The sequence below is a fragment of the Rhizobium sp. BK212 genome (assembly GCF_014197475.1).
GTDB lineage: Bacteria > Pseudomonadota > Alphaproteobacteria > Rhizobiales > Rhizobiaceae > Rhizobium > Rhizobium anhuiense.
The window spans coordinates 78,799-94,075 of the sequence record NZ_JACIFS010000008.1; the positions used below are offsets into that span (position 1 = coordinate 78,799).

Annotated in this window: 15 protein-coding genes; 9 read left to right on the forward strand and 6 right to left on the reverse strand. The window is 64.6% G+C overall.

Features of this window, described 5'->3' with window-relative positions; all coding sequences use genetic code 11:
- Positions 1 to 25: 25 nt before the first annotated feature.
- On the reverse strand, positions 26 to 463 hold the full coding sequence (locus FHT79_RS23390; RefSeq protein WP_097595301.1) for a nucleoside deaminase: 438 nt from the start codon (positions 461 to 463) through the stop codon (positions 26 to 28).
- A 90-nt stretch (positions 464 to 553) separates the two neighbouring features.
- Between FHT79_RS23390 and FHT79_RS23395 the strand changes: the two genes are divergently transcribed.
- The 3 genes from FHT79_RS23395 to FHT79_RS23405 are packed head-to-tail and all read left to right on the forward strand — an operon-like array spanning position 554 to position 4,029.
- Positions 554 to 2,593 (forward strand): pseudouridine synthase, encoded by a 2,040-nt coding sequence (locus FHT79_RS23395; protein WP_183904226.1) that lies wholly within the window; start codon positions 554 to 556, stop codon positions 2,591 to 2,593.
- Entirely contained in the window at positions 2,574 to 3,134 is a 561-nt protein-coding gene (rsmD, locus tag FHT79_RS23400) for a 16S rRNA (guanine(966)-N(2))-methyltransferase RsmD (RefSeq protein WP_047613800.1), read from the forward strand. Before FHT79_RS23395 ends, rsmD begins: the two co-directional genes overlap by 20 nt.
- Before the next feature lie 13 nt (positions 3,135 to 3,147).
- Positions 3,148 to 4,029, forward strand: a complete 882-nt coding sequence (locus FHT79_RS23405) for a patatin-like phospholipase family protein (RefSeq protein ID WP_047613802.1) — start codon at positions 3,148 to 3,150, stop codon at positions 4,027 to 4,029.
- Here the strand turns inward: FHT79_RS23405 and FHT79_RS23410 are convergent.
- The 3 genes from FHT79_RS23410 to FHT79_RS23420 form a co-directional block, all read right to left on the reverse strand.
- Complete coding sequence (locus FHT79_RS23410) at positions 4,018 to 4,497, reverse strand: EVE domain-containing protein (protein ID WP_047613804.1); 480 nt, start codon at positions 4,495 to 4,497, stop codon at positions 4,018 to 4,020. The genes FHT79_RS23405 and FHT79_RS23410 overlap by 12 nt on opposite strands.
- Positions 4,498 to 4,500: 3 nt before the next feature.
- Entirely contained in the window at positions 4,501 to 4,872 is a 372-nt protein-coding gene (locus FHT79_RS23415) for a VOC family protein (RefSeq protein ID WP_097595298.1), read from the reverse strand.
- A 120-nt stretch (positions 4,873 to 4,992) separates the two neighbouring features.
- The gene (locus FHT79_RS23420; RefSeq protein WP_097542870.1) at positions 4,993 to 6,807 is read right to left on the reverse strand and encodes a monovalent cation:proton antiporter-2 (CPA2) family protein; all 1,815 of its coding nucleotides are present in this window, start codon (positions 6,805 to 6,807) and stop codon (positions 4,993 to 4,995) included.
- 119 nt (positions 6,808 to 6,926) lie between these two features.
- On the opposite strand from FHT79_RS23420, the gene FHT79_RS23425 reads away from it, so the two are divergent.
- The 6 genes from FHT79_RS23425 (at position 6,927) to lpxK (ending at position 13,016) form a co-directional block, all read left to right on the forward strand.
- Positions 6,927 to 8,273, forward strand: a complete 1,347-nt coding sequence (locus FHT79_RS23425; RefSeq protein WP_183904227.1) for a TldD/PmbA family protein — start codon at positions 6,927 to 6,929, stop codon at positions 8,271 to 8,273.
- A 76-nt stretch (positions 8,274 to 8,349) separates the two neighbouring features.
- Positions 8,350 to 9,159 carry a 3'(2'),5'-bisphosphate nucleotidase CysQ gene (locus tag FHT79_RS23430; RefSeq protein ID WP_183904228.1) on the forward strand — a complete coding sequence of 270 codons (810 nt, stop codon included), beginning with the start codon at positions 8,350 to 8,352 and terminating at the stop codon, positions 9,157 to 9,159.
- Positions 9,160 to 9,221: 62 nt separating this feature from the next.
- Positions 9,222 to 9,470 (forward strand): DUF4170 domain-containing protein, encoded by a 249-nt coding sequence (locus tag FHT79_RS23435; protein WP_047613812.1) that lies wholly within the window; start codon positions 9,222 to 9,224, stop codon positions 9,468 to 9,470.
- 236 nt (positions 9,471 to 9,706) lie between these two features.
- On the forward strand, positions 9,707 to 11,026 hold the full coding sequence (gene waaA, locus FHT79_RS23440) for a lipid IV(A) 3-deoxy-D-manno-octulosonic acid transferase (RefSeq protein WP_047613814.1): 1,320 nt from the start codon (positions 9,707 to 9,709) through the stop codon (positions 11,024 to 11,026).
- 9 nt (positions 11,027 to 11,035) lie between these two features.
- Complete coding sequence (locus FHT79_RS23445; protein ID WP_183904229.1) at positions 11,036 to 11,758, forward strand: HAD family hydrolase; 723 nt, start codon at positions 11,036 to 11,038, stop codon at positions 11,756 to 11,758.
- 181 nt (positions 11,759 to 11,939) lie between these two features.
- Positions 11,940 to 13,016 carry a tetraacyldisaccharide 4'-kinase gene (lpxK, locus tag FHT79_RS23450; protein ID WP_097542868.1) on the forward strand — a complete coding sequence of 359 codons (1,077 nt, stop codon included), beginning with the start codon at positions 11,940 to 11,942 and terminating at the stop codon, positions 13,014 to 13,016.
- A gap of 13 nt (positions 13,017 to 13,029) precedes the next feature.
- On the opposite strand, the gene FHT79_RS23455 is transcribed toward lpxK, so the two are convergent.
- A complete protein-coding gene (locus FHT79_RS23455) occupies positions 13,030 to 13,260 on the reverse strand; it encodes a DUF2093 domain-containing protein (protein ID WP_003545832.1) in 231 nt (76 codons plus the stop codon).
- A gap of 172 nt (positions 13,261 to 13,432) precedes the next feature.
- Positions 13,433 to 15,235, reverse strand: a complete 1,803-nt coding sequence (mutL, locus tag FHT79_RS23460; protein WP_183904230.1) for a DNA mismatch repair endonuclease MutL — start codon at positions 15,233 to 15,235, stop codon at positions 13,433 to 13,435.
- Positions 15,236 to 15,277: the final 42 nt, after the last annotated feature.

The following is a 15,277-nucleotide window of genomic DNA, read 5'->3' on the forward strand; positions in this document are numbered from 1 at the left end:
CGGCGCCGCGCACAGACGCCGCTGATTACGGCGCCTCTCTCCGTTGCGAAAAGAATCTCCGCAAGATCTCGGCCGATTGCACCTCGTTGAAGCCGGAATAGACCTCCGGGGCGTGGTGGCAGGTCGGCTGCGCATAGAATCGCACGCCATTGTCGACGGCGCCGCCCTTCGGATCCTCGGCGCCGTAATAGAGCCTGCGGATACGCGCAAACGAGATGGCTGCCGCGCACATGGTGCAAGGCTCGAGCGTCACATAGAGATCGGCGCCGACAAGACGTTCCTGCCCAAGCGCGTCGCAGGCGAGCCGGATTGCGGCGATTTCGGCATGCGCGGTCACGTCATTGAGCTCGCGCGTGCGGTTTCCCGAGCGTGACACGGCAATGTCGTCGACAACGACGACGGCGCCGATCGGTACCTCGCCGCGTTCTCCGGCGGCGCGCGCTTCTTCAAGCGCCATCTCCATGAAACGATTTGTCTTCACGATCGCACGAATTTCCACTTAACCGCAGATGCGTGACCTGATAGACAGGCCCAAAAGGCAGGCAAACAACAAATGACACCCAAAGACAAGCCAAAACGCCCGGGCGCAAAGCCGTTTTCACGGGACACCGAGCCGAAGACCGGCGCCAAGCCGGGCGGTGGTAAGCCGGCAAAGGCTGCGATCGCCGCCGAGGCCGATGGCGAGGCCAAGGCCGAACGCATTTCCAAGGTGATGGCGCGCGCCGGCGTCGCCTCCCGCCGCGACATCGAACGCATGATCATGGAAGGCCGGGTAACGCTGAACGGCAGGGTTCTCGAAACCCCCGTCGTCAACGTCACGCTCGCCGACCGCATCGAGGTCGACGGCGTGCCGATCCGCGGCATCGAGCGCACCAGGCTCTGGCTCTATCATAAGCCGGCTGGCCTCGTGACCACCAATGCCGATCCGGAAGGCCGGCCGACCGTCTTCGACAACCTGCCGGAAGAATTGCCGCGCGTCATGTCGATCGGCCGTCTCGACATCAATACCGAAGGCCTGCTCTTGCTGACCAATGACGGCGGTCTTGCCCGCGCGCTGGAACTGCCGGCGACCGGCTGGTTGCGGCGCTACCGCGTCCGCGCCCATGGCGAGATCGATCAGGACGCGCTCGACAAGCTGAAGGACGGCATCGCCGTCGACGGTGTGCTCTATGGCTCGATCGAGGCGACGCTCGACCGCACCCAGGGCTCGAACGTCTGGATCACCATGGGCCTTCGTGAAGGCAAAAACCGCGAAATCAAGAACGTGCTCGGCGCGCTCGGCCTCGACGTCAACCGCCTGATCCGTATTTCCTATGGCCCGTTCCAGCTCGGCGACTTGCCGGAAGGCCATGTCGTCGAAGTGCGCGGCCGCACGCTGCGCGACCAGCTCGGCCCGCGCCTCATCGAAGAAGCCAAGGCGAATTTCGACGCGCCGATCTACAATGCGCCAGCTGTCGCTGCCGAGGAAGAGGCAGAGCCTGCAGTGCCGGAAAAGCGCGAGCGACCGCGCCGCGACGAGGACAAGCGCGAACGGGCGCTGAGCCGCCTCGACACCAAGCGCGACGACCGCCACGGCGGTGGGCGCAGAGATGACGATCGCCGCGACAGCGGCCGCAGGGACGACGACAAGCCGAAGCGTCCCCAGCCGCTCGGCCAGCGCCGCAGCGCCAATGTCTGGATGGCGCCGGGCGCCCGGCCGCTCGGCGAAAAGGCCGCCGCGAAAGCCGCCAAGAATGCACAAACGGCGCGCAAGCGCGGCGAGCAGGCGCCGGCAAAGAACGCGTTCGACCGTACCGAGGATCGCCCGCGCACGCAGGTGAACCGTGTGCGCGAAGAGGATGGCGAATGGATTCGCTCGAGCGAGCAGCCCCGCCGCAAGGATGAGGCTGAAGGTTCCGGCCGCAAGCGTTCCTTCGGGGACCGCCCCGCCCGTGAAGATCGCGGTTTTGGCGACCGCCCGGCGCGCGGCGACCGTCGCCCGCGCGAAGCGGGTGACGAACGTCCGCGCACCAGAAGCTCCGCCGGCGAAGGCCGCTCGGAGCGTCCGCGCGGCGACCAGCCTTTCGGTGACCGTCCCTCGCGTGGCGATCGACCCTTCGGCGACAAACCGCGTGGGGACCGCAGGCCGCGTGCCGATGGTGACGAGCGTCCTCGGGCTGCCAGAGCCTCCACCGGGGAGGCCCGTTCGGAGCGTCCGCGCGGCGAGCGGCCCTTCGGTGACCGTCCCTCGCGTGGCGATCGTCCCTTCGGCGACAAGCCGCGTGGGGATCGCAAGCCGCGTGCGGATGGTGACGAACGTCCGCGGGCAGCCAGAAGCTTTACCGGCGAGGGCCGCTCGGAGCGTCCGCGCGGTGAAAGATCGTTTGGCGACAAGCCGTCGAGTGCCAGGCCTTCAAGCGACAGGCCTTCGGGTGACAAGCCGCGCGGCAAGGGTTTTGCCGGCAAGCCCGGCGGGGCCAAGAATTTTTCCGGCAAGCCGAAAGGCGCCAAGTCGAGCAGTGACAGGCCGGGCGGCGACAGGCCTGCGGGCGGGCCGTCCAAAGGTGGTGCGAGAGGAAAGGGAATGACGCGCGGTGCGGATCGTCGGCGGTGAGTTTCGCGGACGGCCTCTCGCCGTGCCAAAATCCAACGATATCCGGCCGACTGCCGACCGGACGCGCGAGAGCCTGTTCAATATATTGAGCCATGCCTATCCGGAATGTGTCGACGGCACCCGGATCCTCGACCTTTTTGCCGGAACCGGCGCTGTCGGCCTCGAAGCCGTTTCGCGCGGCTGTCGCCACGCGCTCTTCGTCGAAAACAGCGTCGAGGGCCGGGCGTTGCTCTGGGAGAACATCGATGCGCTCGGCCTGCACGGCCGCACCCGCATCCTGCGCCGGGATGCGACCGATCTCGGCAGCGTCGGCAATCTCGAGCCCTTCGACATGCTCTTTGCCGACCCGCCCTACGGCAAGGGGCTCGGCGAAAAGGCGATGGCGGCGGCGGCCGAGGGCGGTTGGCTGCGGCCGGGCGCGATTGCGGTGCTCGAAGAACGCGCCGATATTGTCGTTTCCGTCCACCCTTCCTATGTTTTCCTCGAAAACCGCATCTTTGGCGATACGAGGGTGCATTTCTTCCGATATCAGCCGCAATAAGCGGGGGCGGGGCGTGCAGCAGGCAGAGATCATCAGTCCCAAACTGCCTGCGATCAGCGATTTGCCGACGGTTGCGGTTGCCTTCGGCGGCGGCGGCGCGCGCGGGCTTTCCCATATCCACATCATCGAGACGCTGGATGAACTCGGTATCCGCCCGGTGGCGATATCGGGTTCCTCGATGGGCGCGATCATGGGCGCCGGCATGGCGGCCGGCATGTCCGGCGCTGAAATCCGCGAACATGCGCTGGCGACCGTCGGCAACAAGACGGCCGTCATCGCCCGCATCTGGGGCCTGAGGCCGGCGACGGTGCGCGATGCGGTGGCCAAGGGCGTCCGCATCGGCCAGTTCAATCTGGAGCGGATCCTCAAGGCCTTCCTGCCATCCGAGCTGCCGGCCCGTTTCGAGAACCTGCTGGTGCCGATGAAGGTGATCACCACCGATTATTACGGGCAGTGCGAGGTGATCATCGAACAGGGCGAGCTGTTCCCGGCGCTCGCCGCCTCTTCCGCCATTCCCGCCGTCTTCATGCCGGTGCGCCTGCGCGACCGCGTGATGATCGACGGCGGCATCAGCAATCCCGTGCCCTATGAATGCCTGATGGATCTTGCCGACATCGTCATCGGCATCGATGTCGTCGGCGCGCCGGAAGGCGATGGCACCCATATTCCGAACCGCATGGAAAGCATCTTCGGTTCCGGCCAGCTGATGATGCAGACGGCGATCACGCTGAAACTGAAGCTCCGCGCGCCGCATATCTTCCTGCGCCCGACGGTCGGCCGCACCGGCGTCATGGATTTCCTCAAGGCCCGCGAAGTCCTCGCCATGTCCGTCGGCGTCAAGGACGACCTCAAGTTCGCCCTCGACCGCGAGATCGAAGCGCGGCTAAAGCGCTAAAGTGCACTGCACGGGAACCGTTGCTTGTTTCCGGGCGACATCCATGCGCGGTTCAGTGAGCATCGCTTCGGCTATGAGTTCGGCATCGTCATTGTCGATTTCGAAGAGACCAAAGCGCAATCGATAGCCCCAGCCTCCCCGGTCGCTTGTGAAAGACAGCCGGCCGAGCAACGGCCGGATCGGCGTTTCCACGGCCCGCCACCAGGCGACATCGCGCCTCCAGGGGCGGAAACCGGGGTCAACGTCCACCTGATATGCCGCCGTCTCCTCGACCACGCCAATTGCCGTGAACGCCTGCAGGCGATCCTTGCAGCCAAATGTTTCGGTCGGCGAATAATAGATCACCCGGTCGCCAGGCGCGCTTCGCTTAAGCGGTGCGGCCTTGCCATGACAGACCTGCATGAACCCGGCTTCGCGCCCGATGCGGACATGATTTGCTGATGCGACAGCGATCCAGCTGCGGGACATGTTTCAGTCCTCCGCAACGTTGTAGACGCGCAGGCGATGCCCGTCGGGGTCGGCTGCAACAAAGGTGCGGCCGAAATCCAGGTTGGTCGGCGGCAACAGGATGGTCGCGCCCTTGACTTGCCATTCGGCGTGAAGCGTATCGACCTTATCAGCTGTCGCGACCTTGAAACCGACGTCGCAGCCGCCGCCCGCGGCAGCCGGCGCCGGCTTCACGCCCGCTCTGCCCCAGAGTCCCAGGGCCAGACCCGAAGGCAGGATGAACATGGCGAAGGTCGGGCTGAACTCAACTGGATCCTGCCCGAGCAGTTGGCCATAAAAGCCGGCGCTTTTTGGCACGTCGGCTACGAAAAGTAGAATGCTGTTGCTGTCGATCATTGGTGGCCTCCTGGTTGGGTCAGGAGGATCGTCTACAGAGACATGCTGACAGATTCTGGCAGTAGCATTCGCCTCTGCCGCCGTTCAATCCGCTCAAGCTTCGCACGTCCCGGAGTGGATTTATGCGTCCGCCGTCGCATCCGCGGTGCCCGCCAGCAGATCGTCCTCGAAGGGATCGACGGCGCGCTTCGGCTTGACCAGCGGTTCGGGACGGACCGGGTGGGAAAACAGCATGTCGCGCCCGGCCTGCAGCCCTTCGGAAACCTGCAGCGCCAGGCGGGCCTCGTCGCGCTTGCGGATATCCTCGCCGATTTCGTAGGCGTCGACCTCGGAAACGCCGAGCGCCTCCAGCGTCCGCCGCCCGAAGAGCAGGCCGGATTCCAGCGTTTCACGCAGCTCGTAGTCGACGCCCTTGTTGCGCAGTTCGATGGAATGGATGCGGTCGTAGGAGCGCACATAGAGCCTTGTGTGCGGATAATCCGCCTGCACCAGCTCGACCACCTTGTCGGTGACTTCCTTCTTCTGGGTGCAGACGAGCACGATCTTTGCCCGGTCGATGCCGGCCGAGCGCAGCACGTCCTTGCGGGTGCCGTCGCCGAAATAGATGCGGAAGCCGAAGGAGGAGGCCTGGCGGATGCGGTCGGCCGAAAATTCGATGACGGTGACGCTGCGCCCGCCGGCAAGCAGGATCTGGGCGGCGATCTGGCCGAAACGCGAGAAGCCGACCATCAGCACGTCGGCGCCCGCGCCCTCGAAATCCTCGTCCAGCTCCTCCCGTTCGTCGCCGTTGAGCAGCCGTTTCGAAAGCGCCGCCCCGATCGGCGTCAGCGCCATCGACAGCGTCACGATCGCGACCAGCAGCGATGCCGTGCTGGTCGACATCAGTCCGGTCGTACCCGCGGCGGTGAACAGCACGAAACCGAATTCGCCGCCCTGCGGCAGCAGGAAGGCGATGCGGATCGCATCGTCGTGCGGCGAGCCCGAGACCCGGCAGAGCCCGTAGATGATGATCGCCTTGACCGCCATGACGATCGGCACGGCGACGATGACGAAGAGCCCGTTGTCGAAGAGAACGTCGAGCTGCAGCGACAGGCCGACGGCGATGAAGAAGATGGCGAGCAGCACGCCGCGGAACGGCTCGATATCCGCCTCCAGCTCGTGCCGGTAGGAGGATTCGGCCAGCATCACGCCGGAGAGGAAGGCGCCCATCGCCATCGAAAGTCCGGCAAGCTGCATCAGGCTCGCCGATCCCATGACGACGAAGAGGGCCGCGGCGATCATCGCCTCGCGCGCGCCGGTCCGGGCGATGATCTGAAAGAGCGGCGTCAGCAGGTAGCGCCCCGCAACGACCATCGCCGCGACCGCGCCGACGGCGACGGTGAAATCCAGGAGCGGCGCGTTGCTGCCTTTGCCACCGCCGTCGAGAATGGTGATCAGCGCCAAGAGCGGCACGATCGCCAGATCCTGGAACAGAAGCATCGAGAAGGAACGCTGCCCGTATCGCGTATTGACGTCGCCGTCGCCTTCGAGGATCTGCATGGCAAAGGCCGTCGAAGACAGCGCCAGGCCAAATCCGGCAACGATGCTGCCGCGCCAGTCGAGAACGCCTGAAAGCCACGCCAGCGCGGTCAGCGCCAGCCCGCTCACCACCACCTGCGCCGTGCCGAGGCCGAAAATGTCACGCCGCATCTGCCAGAGGCGCGAGGGTTTCAGCTCCAGTCCGATGATGAAAAGCAGGAAGACGACGCCGAGCTCGGCGACGGCGAGGATTTGTTCGCCATCGGTGATCCCGTGGAAGACAGGGCCGATGACGATGCCGGCGGCGAGATAGCCGAGCACCGTGCCGAGCCCCAGCTTCTTGAAGATCGGCGCGGCGACCACGGCTCCGCCGAGCAGCAGGATCGTTTCGGAAAAAAGGGCATTGGGCGCTGACATGCTGGCAATTTCTTTCAACGGCGGGAAGCGAGCAAGCAGCCCCGATAAAGAATCGGTGGCGGCGGCCTTGATGCTTGGGAGAGTGCACAATAAATGGAAGCCGAAGGAAAGGCCAAATCATGTCCTCTGAAATTGATTCCTCGACACTTCTTTCCCGCGCAAGTCAACTGATCGATCTGGCAAGGAAGGCAGGGGCCGATGCCGCCGACGCCGTCGTCGTCCGGTCGCGCTCGCAATCGGTGAGCGTCCGCCTCGGCAAGGTCGAGGGCACGGAATCTTCCGAAAGCGACGATTTTTCCCTGCGCGTCTTCATCGGCAAGCGCGTCGCCAGCGTTTCGGCCAATCCGGGCTTCGATCTCCAGGCGCTGGCCGAGCGCGCCGTCGCCATGGCCAAGGTTTCGCCGGAAGATCCCTTCGCCTGCCTGGCCGATGAGGCGAGCCTGTCGAAATCCTATCCCCACCTGCAATTGCTCGACACCACCGAGGTCTCCTCCGAGATGCTGCGCGAGGCGGCTCTTGCCGCCGAAGCCGCAGCCCTTGCGGTCAAGGGCGTCACCAATTCCTCCGGCGCCGGTGCGTCGGCCGGCATGGGCGGCCTCGTTCTTGCCACTTCGCACGGTTTCGAGGGCAGTTACATGGCCTCGCGTTTCGGCCATTCCGTCAGCGTCATCGCCGGCGAAGGCACTGGCATGGAGCGCGACTATGATTACGACAGCCGCCTTTATTACGCCGAGCTCGACGATCCCGCCGAAATCGGCCGTCGGGCCGGCGAGCGGGTGATCAAGCGGATCAATCCGCGTCAGGTGCCGACCGGCAAGGACGTCACCGTCATCTTCGACCCGCGTGTCGCCCGCGGCTTCGTCGGCCATATCGCCGGTGCGATCAATGGTGCTGCCGTCGCCCGCAAATCGAGCTTCCTGCGCGACAGGATGGGTCAGCAGGTGTTGAAGTCAGGCCTGTCGATCACCGACGATCCCTTGATCGTGCGGGGGCCTTCCTCGCGGCCCTTCGACGGCGAGGGCGTGTCCGGCGAGCGGCTTGTCATGATCGAGGACGGCGTGTTGAAACACTGGTTCCTCTCGACCTCCACGGCGCGTGAATTGGGTCTTACGACCAACGGCCGCGGCGTGCGCGGCGGCACATCAGTCTCGCCTTCCTCCAGCAACCTTGCCTTGGAACCCGGCGACATCTCCCCGGAGGAGCTGATCCGCAGCGTCGGCAACGGCTTTTATGTCACCGAATTGATCGGCCACGGTGTCAACATGATCACCGGCGAATACAGCCGCGGCGCCACCGGCTTCTGGATCGAGAACGGCGAACTGACTTTCCCGGTTTCCGAGGTGACGATCGCCTCGAACCTCAAGGACATGTTCATGCGCCTGACGCCGGCAAACGACATCGATCGCAAGTTCGGCGTCGCGGCCCCCACCTTTGCCATCGAAGGCATGACGCTTGCAGGGCGCTAGAGCATGATGCCGAAAACTGTGCGCGGTTTTCGGACGACATCATGCTCCAATGATAGTTCAGAAACGGATTGATCTGATGAGCGACATGGAGAAAGCCCGCTGGCAGAGCGATCTCACGCTGATCGTCGATGCTGCGAAGGAGGCGGGTGCCGTCGCTTTCGGCTTCTTCAACCAGTCTCCGGAAGTCTGGTGGAAGAATGACGACCGCTCGCCCGTCAGCGCCGCCGATTTCGCCGCCAACAAGACGCTCGAGACCATTCTGCGCAAGGCCCGGCCGGATTATGGCTGGCTGTCTGAGGAAACCGACGACGATGCCGACCGTCTCTCACGCGAGACCTTGTTCATCATCGATCCGATCGACGGCACGCGCGCCTTCCTCGGCGGCCAGAAGGTCTGGTGCGTCAGCGTCGCGGTGGTTCATCGCGGCCGGCCGGTCGCCGGCGTGCTCTATGCCCCGGCGCTCGAAGAGCTCTATGAGGCGGTCGAGGGCGGCGTGGCGCTGAAGAACGGCGTGCCCTTCACCGTCTCTGTCGCCGGCCCGGAGGAAATGAGCCGTCTTGCGATCGGCGAAGACTTGCTGAAGACCTTGCCGCGGGAGTTCCAGGAGCGGGTGACGCGCGAGAAATACATCCCCTCGCTGGCCTATCGCATTGCCATGGTGGCCGACGGTCGTCTCGAAGGCACCTTCGTCAAGGCCAATTCACATGATTGGGACCTTGCCGCCGCCGATCTGATCCTCGCCTGCGCCGGCGGCGGTCTCGTCGATCTCGAAGGCCGGGCGGTCGTCTACAACAGCGTCGAAGTCACCCACAAGGTCCTCTGTGCGGGTCCGACGCCCCGCCTCGGCGAATTCCTCGCGGCCTTTGCAGGACGACGAGACAGTTGACGTTTCCGTCAAAATCCCGCAGATGGGATGGCGGAGGAGAATAGGCAGAAAGAGAAGAAAAAATGACTGAATCCGGTGACAAGAAGCAGCTTTTGCATCTCGTTTTTGGCGGCGAACTGGAAAGCCTCGATGACGTCCAGTTCCGTGATCTGAAGGGTCTCGATATCGTCGGCATTTTCCCGGATTATGCCACGGCGCTGACGGCCTGGAAGTCGAAGGCGCAGCAGACGGTCGACAATGCGCATATGCGCTACTTCATCGTCCACATGCATCGTTTGCTCGATCCGCAGGAAAAGGCCAAGGGCAACTGACCTCGGCCACGAAGCTGAGTCAGGGACATCGGCCAGGAGCTTCGGCCGGGCACCTCGGGATGTGCCGCCGGCGCGGCCGCTCGTCGAGCGGGCTTTCGTGCATCGGGCGCCGTCGATCCGGATTGGTCGATCCGGATTGTTTGACGCATTCTGAACAAATTGATCGGCCATTGCGGCCGCAACGATAATTAGGGAATGGGTGTGATGTCGATCGGTTTTGATCGGAGGCTGGCGCAATGAGCTCCCGGATGGCGCGGTTCGGTCTGAGCGCATACCGTCTGGCGGGAACCGTGGCCTCTCCGGTCGTCGGCCTCTATATCACCTACCGCACCGCCAAGGGTAAGGAAGACCGGGCGCGCCGCCTGGAGCGCTTCGGTTATCCGAGCGCCAACCGGCCGCAGGGTCCGCTCGTCTGGTTCCATGCCGCAAGCGTCGGGGAAACCAATGCCGTCATCCCGCTGATCCGTGAAATCCGCCGCCGCGATATCCATGTCATCCTGACGACCGGCACCATCACCTCCGCCAAGCTCGCCGCCGAGCGCCTCGGCCAGGAGGCGATCCATCAATATGTGCCGCTCGACCTGAAACCCTCCGTCAGCCGCTTCCTCGATTATTGGCAGCCCGACTGCGCCATCATCGCCGAATCCGAGATCTGGCCGGCAACAGTGCTGGAGCTTGGCCGCCGCCGCATTCCGCAGATCCTGATCAATGCCCGCATGTCGGATCGCTCCTTTGCCCGCTGGCGCCGCCGCCCGGCGATCGCCGAAGCCTTGTTCGAGAATCTTGCCCTCGTCATTGCCCAGTCAGATGTCGATGCCGAACGTTTTCGCGATCTCGGCGCTGTCCCGGTCATCACCTCGGGCAATCTGAAGGTCGATACCGACGCACCGCCTTATGACAGCGCCGTCCTGGCCCGCTATAAGAAGCAGATCGGCGACCGCAAGACCTGGGCGGCGATCTCGACCTTCGACGGCGAGGAGAATGCCGCCGCCATCGTTCATCGGGCGCTCAAGGAGCGTGATCATCAATTGACGATCATCGTGCCGCGTCATCCCGAGCGCAGCGACGAGATCGAGGCGGCTCTGGTCAAGCAGGGGCTGAAGGTCGCCCGCCGCACCCGCGACGATGTCTTGTCCGCCGATGTCGATATCTTCCTCGGCGATACGATCGGCGAAATGGGCCTCTATTTGCGACTGACGGAAATCGCTTTCGTCGGCCGCTCGCTCTTTGCCGAAGGCGGCCAGAATCCGCTGGAGCCTGCCATGCTCGGCTGCGCCATTCTTTCCGGCGGCCATGTGCAGAACTTCCGCGATGCCTATCAGAAGCTTGCCCGCAGCGGCAGCGCCCGCATGGTGCGCGATACCGAAATGCTGGCCAAGGGCGTGCACTACCTGCTGATCAACGACGAAGCCCGCCGCAATATGATCGAGGCCGGCATCACCGCCGTGCACGAGATGCGCGGTGCGCTGACGGCGACAGTGAAGGGGCTGGAGCCCTACATCAACCCGTTGACGGTCAAGGCGCGGCTGCTGCCCAAGGCCGTGGCCCAGCTCTGAGGAACGAAGATGTCGGCAGCCGCCCCCATCAAAGGCATTCTTTTCGACAAGGACGGCACGCTGCTCGACTATGACGAGAGCTGGCTGCCGGTAAACCGCGAGCTGGCTCGCATCGCCGCGGAAGGGGATCCGCTTCTCGCCGACCGGCTGCTTGCCGCCTGCGGCATGGATCCGGTGACCGGTCATATCGTTCCCGACAGCCTGCTTGCCGCCGGCAATACCTGCCAGATCGCCGAGGGCCTCGTGGCCGCCGGCTCGATGGTCGATGTCGGCGAACTGACGGTGCGCCTCGACGCGCTCTTTTCCAGCGCCGCCGAATTTTCCGTGCCGGTAACCGACCTTGCCGGCTTCTTTTCCCGGCTGCATCGGCGCGGCTTCAAGCTCGGCGTCGCCTCCAGCGACAATGAGCGGTCAATCCGCCAGACGGCGGAGCGCTTCGGTTTTGCCGGCTATATCGACTACATCGCCGGCTATGACAGCGGTTTCGGCGTCAAGCCGGAACCGGGCATGGTGCTCGGCTTCTGCGCCGCGACCGGTCTTTCGCCTGAAGAGGTCGCCATGGTCGGCGACAACAATCACGATCTGCACATGGGCCTGAATGCCGGGACGGGGCTGAGGATCGCGGTGCTGACCGGCACCGGTTCGCGGGATTCGCTTGCCGCCGCCGCCCATCACGTGCTCGACGATATCACCGCCATCGAGACGCTTTTGCCGGACCTGCAGCCGGCCTGACCGGTAAGGGCTTGCATTTTTTCAGGTTTTGGCTTCTCAATCCAGCCGATCGAAAAGCAGGGGACCGGTTGCGGCTGGAGCAATTCCAGCAAAAGTGCACAGCGGTTTTGCCGGGAAGAGCGCGTAGCGACTTCCCAGGAATGGCGTGAGAACAAGGCCGGCAGGGGAGCGGGACGGCAAGATGATATCCGAAGCGCCGCCGTTCTGGTGGAGGAAAGCCGATTGGCGAGCCTGGCTGCTGCTGCCGCTTTCTTTTGTCTATGGCCGCATCGCCGGCCACCGCATGGCCCATGCGCGCCGCGCCTCTGTTCCAGTTCCGGTCATCTGCGTCGGCAATTTCACCGTCGGCGGCGCCGGCAAGACGCCGACGGCGCTGACGATCGCCCGTGCCGCCAAGGCGAAGGGGCTGAAGCCCGGTTTTCTCAGCAGGGGTTACGGCGGTTCGCTCGATGTGACCACCGTCGTCGATCCCGATCATCACCGGGCGGTTGCCGTCGGCGACGAGCCGTTGCTGCTTGCCCAGGAGGCGCTGACGGTGATTTCCCGAAGGCGTGTCGAGGGTGCTGCGCGCCTGGTGGCGGAGGGCGCCGATCTCATCATCATGGATGACGGGTTCCAGAGTGCCCGGCTGGCGATCGACTATGCCCTGCTCGTCATCGATGCGACCCGCGGCCTCGGCAACGGCCATATCGTGCCGGGCGGCCCTGTGCGAGCGCCGATCCGCCAGCAGCTGCGTCATGCGACGGCGCTGCTGAAGGTCGGCGGAGGCAATGCGGCCGACAGGATCGTCCGCATGGCGGCGCGGGCGGCAAAGCCCTATTTCACCGCATCGCTGAAAGTGCGGGGCGACAATACGCTCGCCGGCACGAAGGTGCTCGCCTTCGCCGGCATCGCCGATCCTTCGAAATTCTTCCGCACAGTGGAATCACGCGGCGCCGAAATCACGGTCGCCAAATCCTTCGGCGACCACGAGCACCTGACCGAGGAAGAGATCGACGACATCCTGACGACCGCCGAGCACCAGGGCCTTCTGATCGTCACCACCTCCAAGGATTTCGTCCGCCTCTCCGGCCATCCTGGCAAGGCAGCCCGGCTCGCCGAAAAGAGCCGGGTGATAGAGGTCGACATGGTGTTCGACGATCACCTCGCGCCCAGTCTCATCATCGACCGGGCGATCATTGCCTGTCGCGAGCGGCGCCTGCGGGAAATGAAGCCTGCCAGCCAGGGCAATCCAGGAAAAGCTGAGCCGCAGTTTTAAAGTGATAGAGGGCTTAACGCCGTTGGTTCGGCAGCACGCCGGCGCGTTTGTCGGCATCGATGGCCGAGATCACGTCGGCATAGGGCTCCTGCCGGGCGACGCTCCAGTAGCGCAACTCGTCGAGCGGGATCTGTTTCCCCGTCATCGCGCAGACGACATAGGAGCCGGGCGAGAGAATCTGGAAATCGCCATCGAGATACCGGATCTTCGCCTCGCGGTTTCCGTGCCCTTCGAACAAATTCATGCGCTCCGTTCCCTGCAGTCTGTCATTAGAGCATGTCGCACAAAAGTGTGCCGCGGTTTTGCGATCACGACATGCGGAACACCAAAGATCCGAAGCGTGGCAAGCGAATCTGAAAGATTCGCGACACGCTTTAGTCTGCCATACTCTCGAAAGGGCTGCTTTTCCAGCTTTTTTAGCTTCTGCCGAAAAGCCGCTCGATATCGCTGAGCTTCAATTCGATATAGGTCGGCCGGCCGTGATTGCACTGGCCGGAGCCGGGCGTCACTTCCATTTCCCGCAGCAGCGCGTTCATTTCCTCCGGCCGCAGCCGCCGTCCGGAGCGCACCGATCCGTGGCAGGCCATGGTCGCCGCCACATATTCGAGCTTGGCCGACAGGCCCGACGCCGTATCCCATTCGGCAATCTCATCGGCAAGCTGGCGGATCAGGCCATGCGCATCGACCTCGCCGAGCATCGCCGGCGTCTCGCGCACGGCGATCGCCCCGGGGCCGAAACGCTCGATCGCCAGGCCGAGTTCGGAAAGCTCCGCCGCATGCTGCATCAGCCGGTCGCAATCCTCTTCGGGAATGTCGATGATCTCGGGGATGAGCAGCACCTGCGAAGCGAGCCGCTTCGAATGCAGCGCCTTGCGCATCGCCTCGAAGACCAGCCGCTCGTGCGCGGCATGCTGGTCAACGATCACCAGCCCGTCCTCGGTCTGGGCGACGATGTAATTTGCGTGGATCTGCGCCCGCGCCGCGCCGAGCGGATAGCGCGCGGTTGCTTCGGGGGCGGCCGGCTGCGGCGAAAACTGCGACTCGGCCCGCGCCGTCGGCATCGACAGCCCGTCGAAGGACGCCTGCGGCCGTTCGCTGAGACCCGTTGCCGGCTGATAAGGCCGGAAGGGCGAGGTCTCAGCCGACCATGGCGCCTGCGGCCGCTGCGCCTGCGGCTGGAAGCCGGGGCGGAAGGAGCGCAGCATGTCGCTCGCCCCGGTCGTTGCCGCCCGACTGCCGTCGCGGGCCAAGGCCTCACGGATGGCGCCGACGATCAGGCCGCGCACCAGGCCCGGGTCGCGGAACCGCACGTCGGATTTTGCCGGATGCACGTTGACGTCGACGAGAGCGGGATCGAGCGTGATCGACAGCACCGCCACCGGATGGCGTCCGGAAGGGATCGTCTCTGCATAGGCGCCGCGGATCGCCGAGAGGATCAGCTTATCCTGCACCGGCCGACCATTGACGAAGGCGTACTGATGGGCGGAATTGCCGCGATTGAAGGTCGGCACGCCGGCAAAACCGGTGAGCGAGATCTCCTCGCGCACGGCGTCGAGCGCAATGGCGTTGTCGCGGAATTCCTTGCCGAGCACCTGCGCCATGCGCGCCAGGTGATCGTCGCCGGTCGCCGGAAATTCCAGCGTCGTGCGGTCCGAGCCCGACAGCACGAAGCGTACGGCGGGAAAGGCGATCGCCATGCGCTTGACGATCTCGGTGATGGCGCCGGCCTCGGCCTTCTCCGTCTTCAGGAATTTGAGCCGGGCCGGTGTGGCGAAGAACAGGTCGCGCACTTCGACGATCGTGCCGGGATTGGCGGCGGCCGGCCTGATATGCGCGATTTTGCCGCCGACGACAGCGATCTCGTGGCCGCCGGCGCTGTCGCGCCTGCGGCTGGCGATGCTAAGCCTGGCGACAGAGCCGATCGAGGGCAGCGCCTCGCCGCGGAAGCCGAGTGTGCGGATGTCCTCGAGCGTCTCCGATATCTTCGAGGTGCAGTGGCGCCTGACCGCCAGTTCCAGATCGGCCGCGTCCATGCCCGAGCCGTTGTCGCTGACGCGCAGCAGCGCCTTGCCGCCGCCTGATGTGGCGATCTCGATGCGGGTCGCGCCCGCGTCGAGCGCGTTTTCGATCAGTTCCTTGGCAGCGCTCGCCGGCCGTTCGATGACTTCGCCGGCGGCAATCTGGTTGATGAGCGTTTCGGAGAGCTGTCTGATGGCCATGGGTTATTTTCGGGGATTCGCGGGCTGGAGGGAAGGGGTTGG

Excerpts from the sequence above, each read along its gene's own strand:
- FHT79_RS23390 (WP_097595301.1), bottom strand. The coding sequence starts at position 463 with ATGGAGATGGCGCTTGAAGAAGCGCGCGCCGCCGGAGAACGCGGCGAG.
- FHT79_RS23425 (WP_183904227.1), top strand. The coding sequence starts at position 6,927 with ATGTCCTCTGAAATTGATTCCTCGACACTTCTTTCCCGCGCAAGTCAA.
- lpxK (WP_097542868.1), top strand. The coding sequence starts at position 11,940 with ATGATATCCGAAGCGCCGCCGTTCTGGTGGAGGAAAGCCGATTGGCGA.
- waaA (WP_047613814.1), top strand. The coding sequence starts at position 9,707 with ATGAGCTCCCGGATGGCGCGGTTCGGTCTGAGCGCATACCGTCTGGCG.
- FHT79_RS23420 (WP_097542870.1), bottom strand. The coding sequence starts at position 6,807 with ATGTCAGCGCCCAATGCCCTTTTTTCCGAAACGATCCTGCTGCTCGGC.
- FHT79_RS23445 (WP_183904229.1), top strand. The coding sequence starts at position 11,036 with ATGTCGGCAGCCGCCCCCATCAAAGGCATTCTTTTCGACAAGGACGGC.
- FHT79_RS23410 (WP_047613804.1), bottom strand. The coding sequence starts at position 4,497 with ATGTCCCGCAGCTGGATCGCTGTCGCATCAGCAAATCATGTCCGCATC.
- FHT79_RS23455 (WP_003545832.1), bottom strand. The coding sequence starts at position 13,260 with ATGAATTTGTTCGAAGGGCACGGAAACCGCGAGGCGAAGATCCGGTAT.
- FHT79_RS23395 (WP_183904226.1), top strand. The coding sequence starts at position 554 with ATGACACCCAAAGACAAGCCAAAACGCCCGGGCGCAAAGCCGTTTTCA.
- mutL (WP_183904230.1), bottom strand. The coding sequence starts at position 15,235 with ATGGCCATCAGACAGCTCTCCGAAACGCTCATCAACCAGATTGCCGCC.
- FHT79_RS23415 (WP_097595298.1), bottom strand. The coding sequence starts at position 4,872 with ATGATCGACAGCAACAGCATTCTACTTTTCGTAGCCGACGTGCCAAAA.
- FHT79_RS23430 (WP_183904228.1), top strand. The coding sequence starts at position 8,350 with ATGAGCGACATGGAGAAAGCCCGCTGGCAGAGCGATCTCACGCTGATC.
- FHT79_RS23435 (WP_047613812.1), top strand. The coding sequence starts at position 9,222 with ATGACTGAATCCGGTGACAAGAAGCAGCTTTTGCATCTCGTTTTTGGC.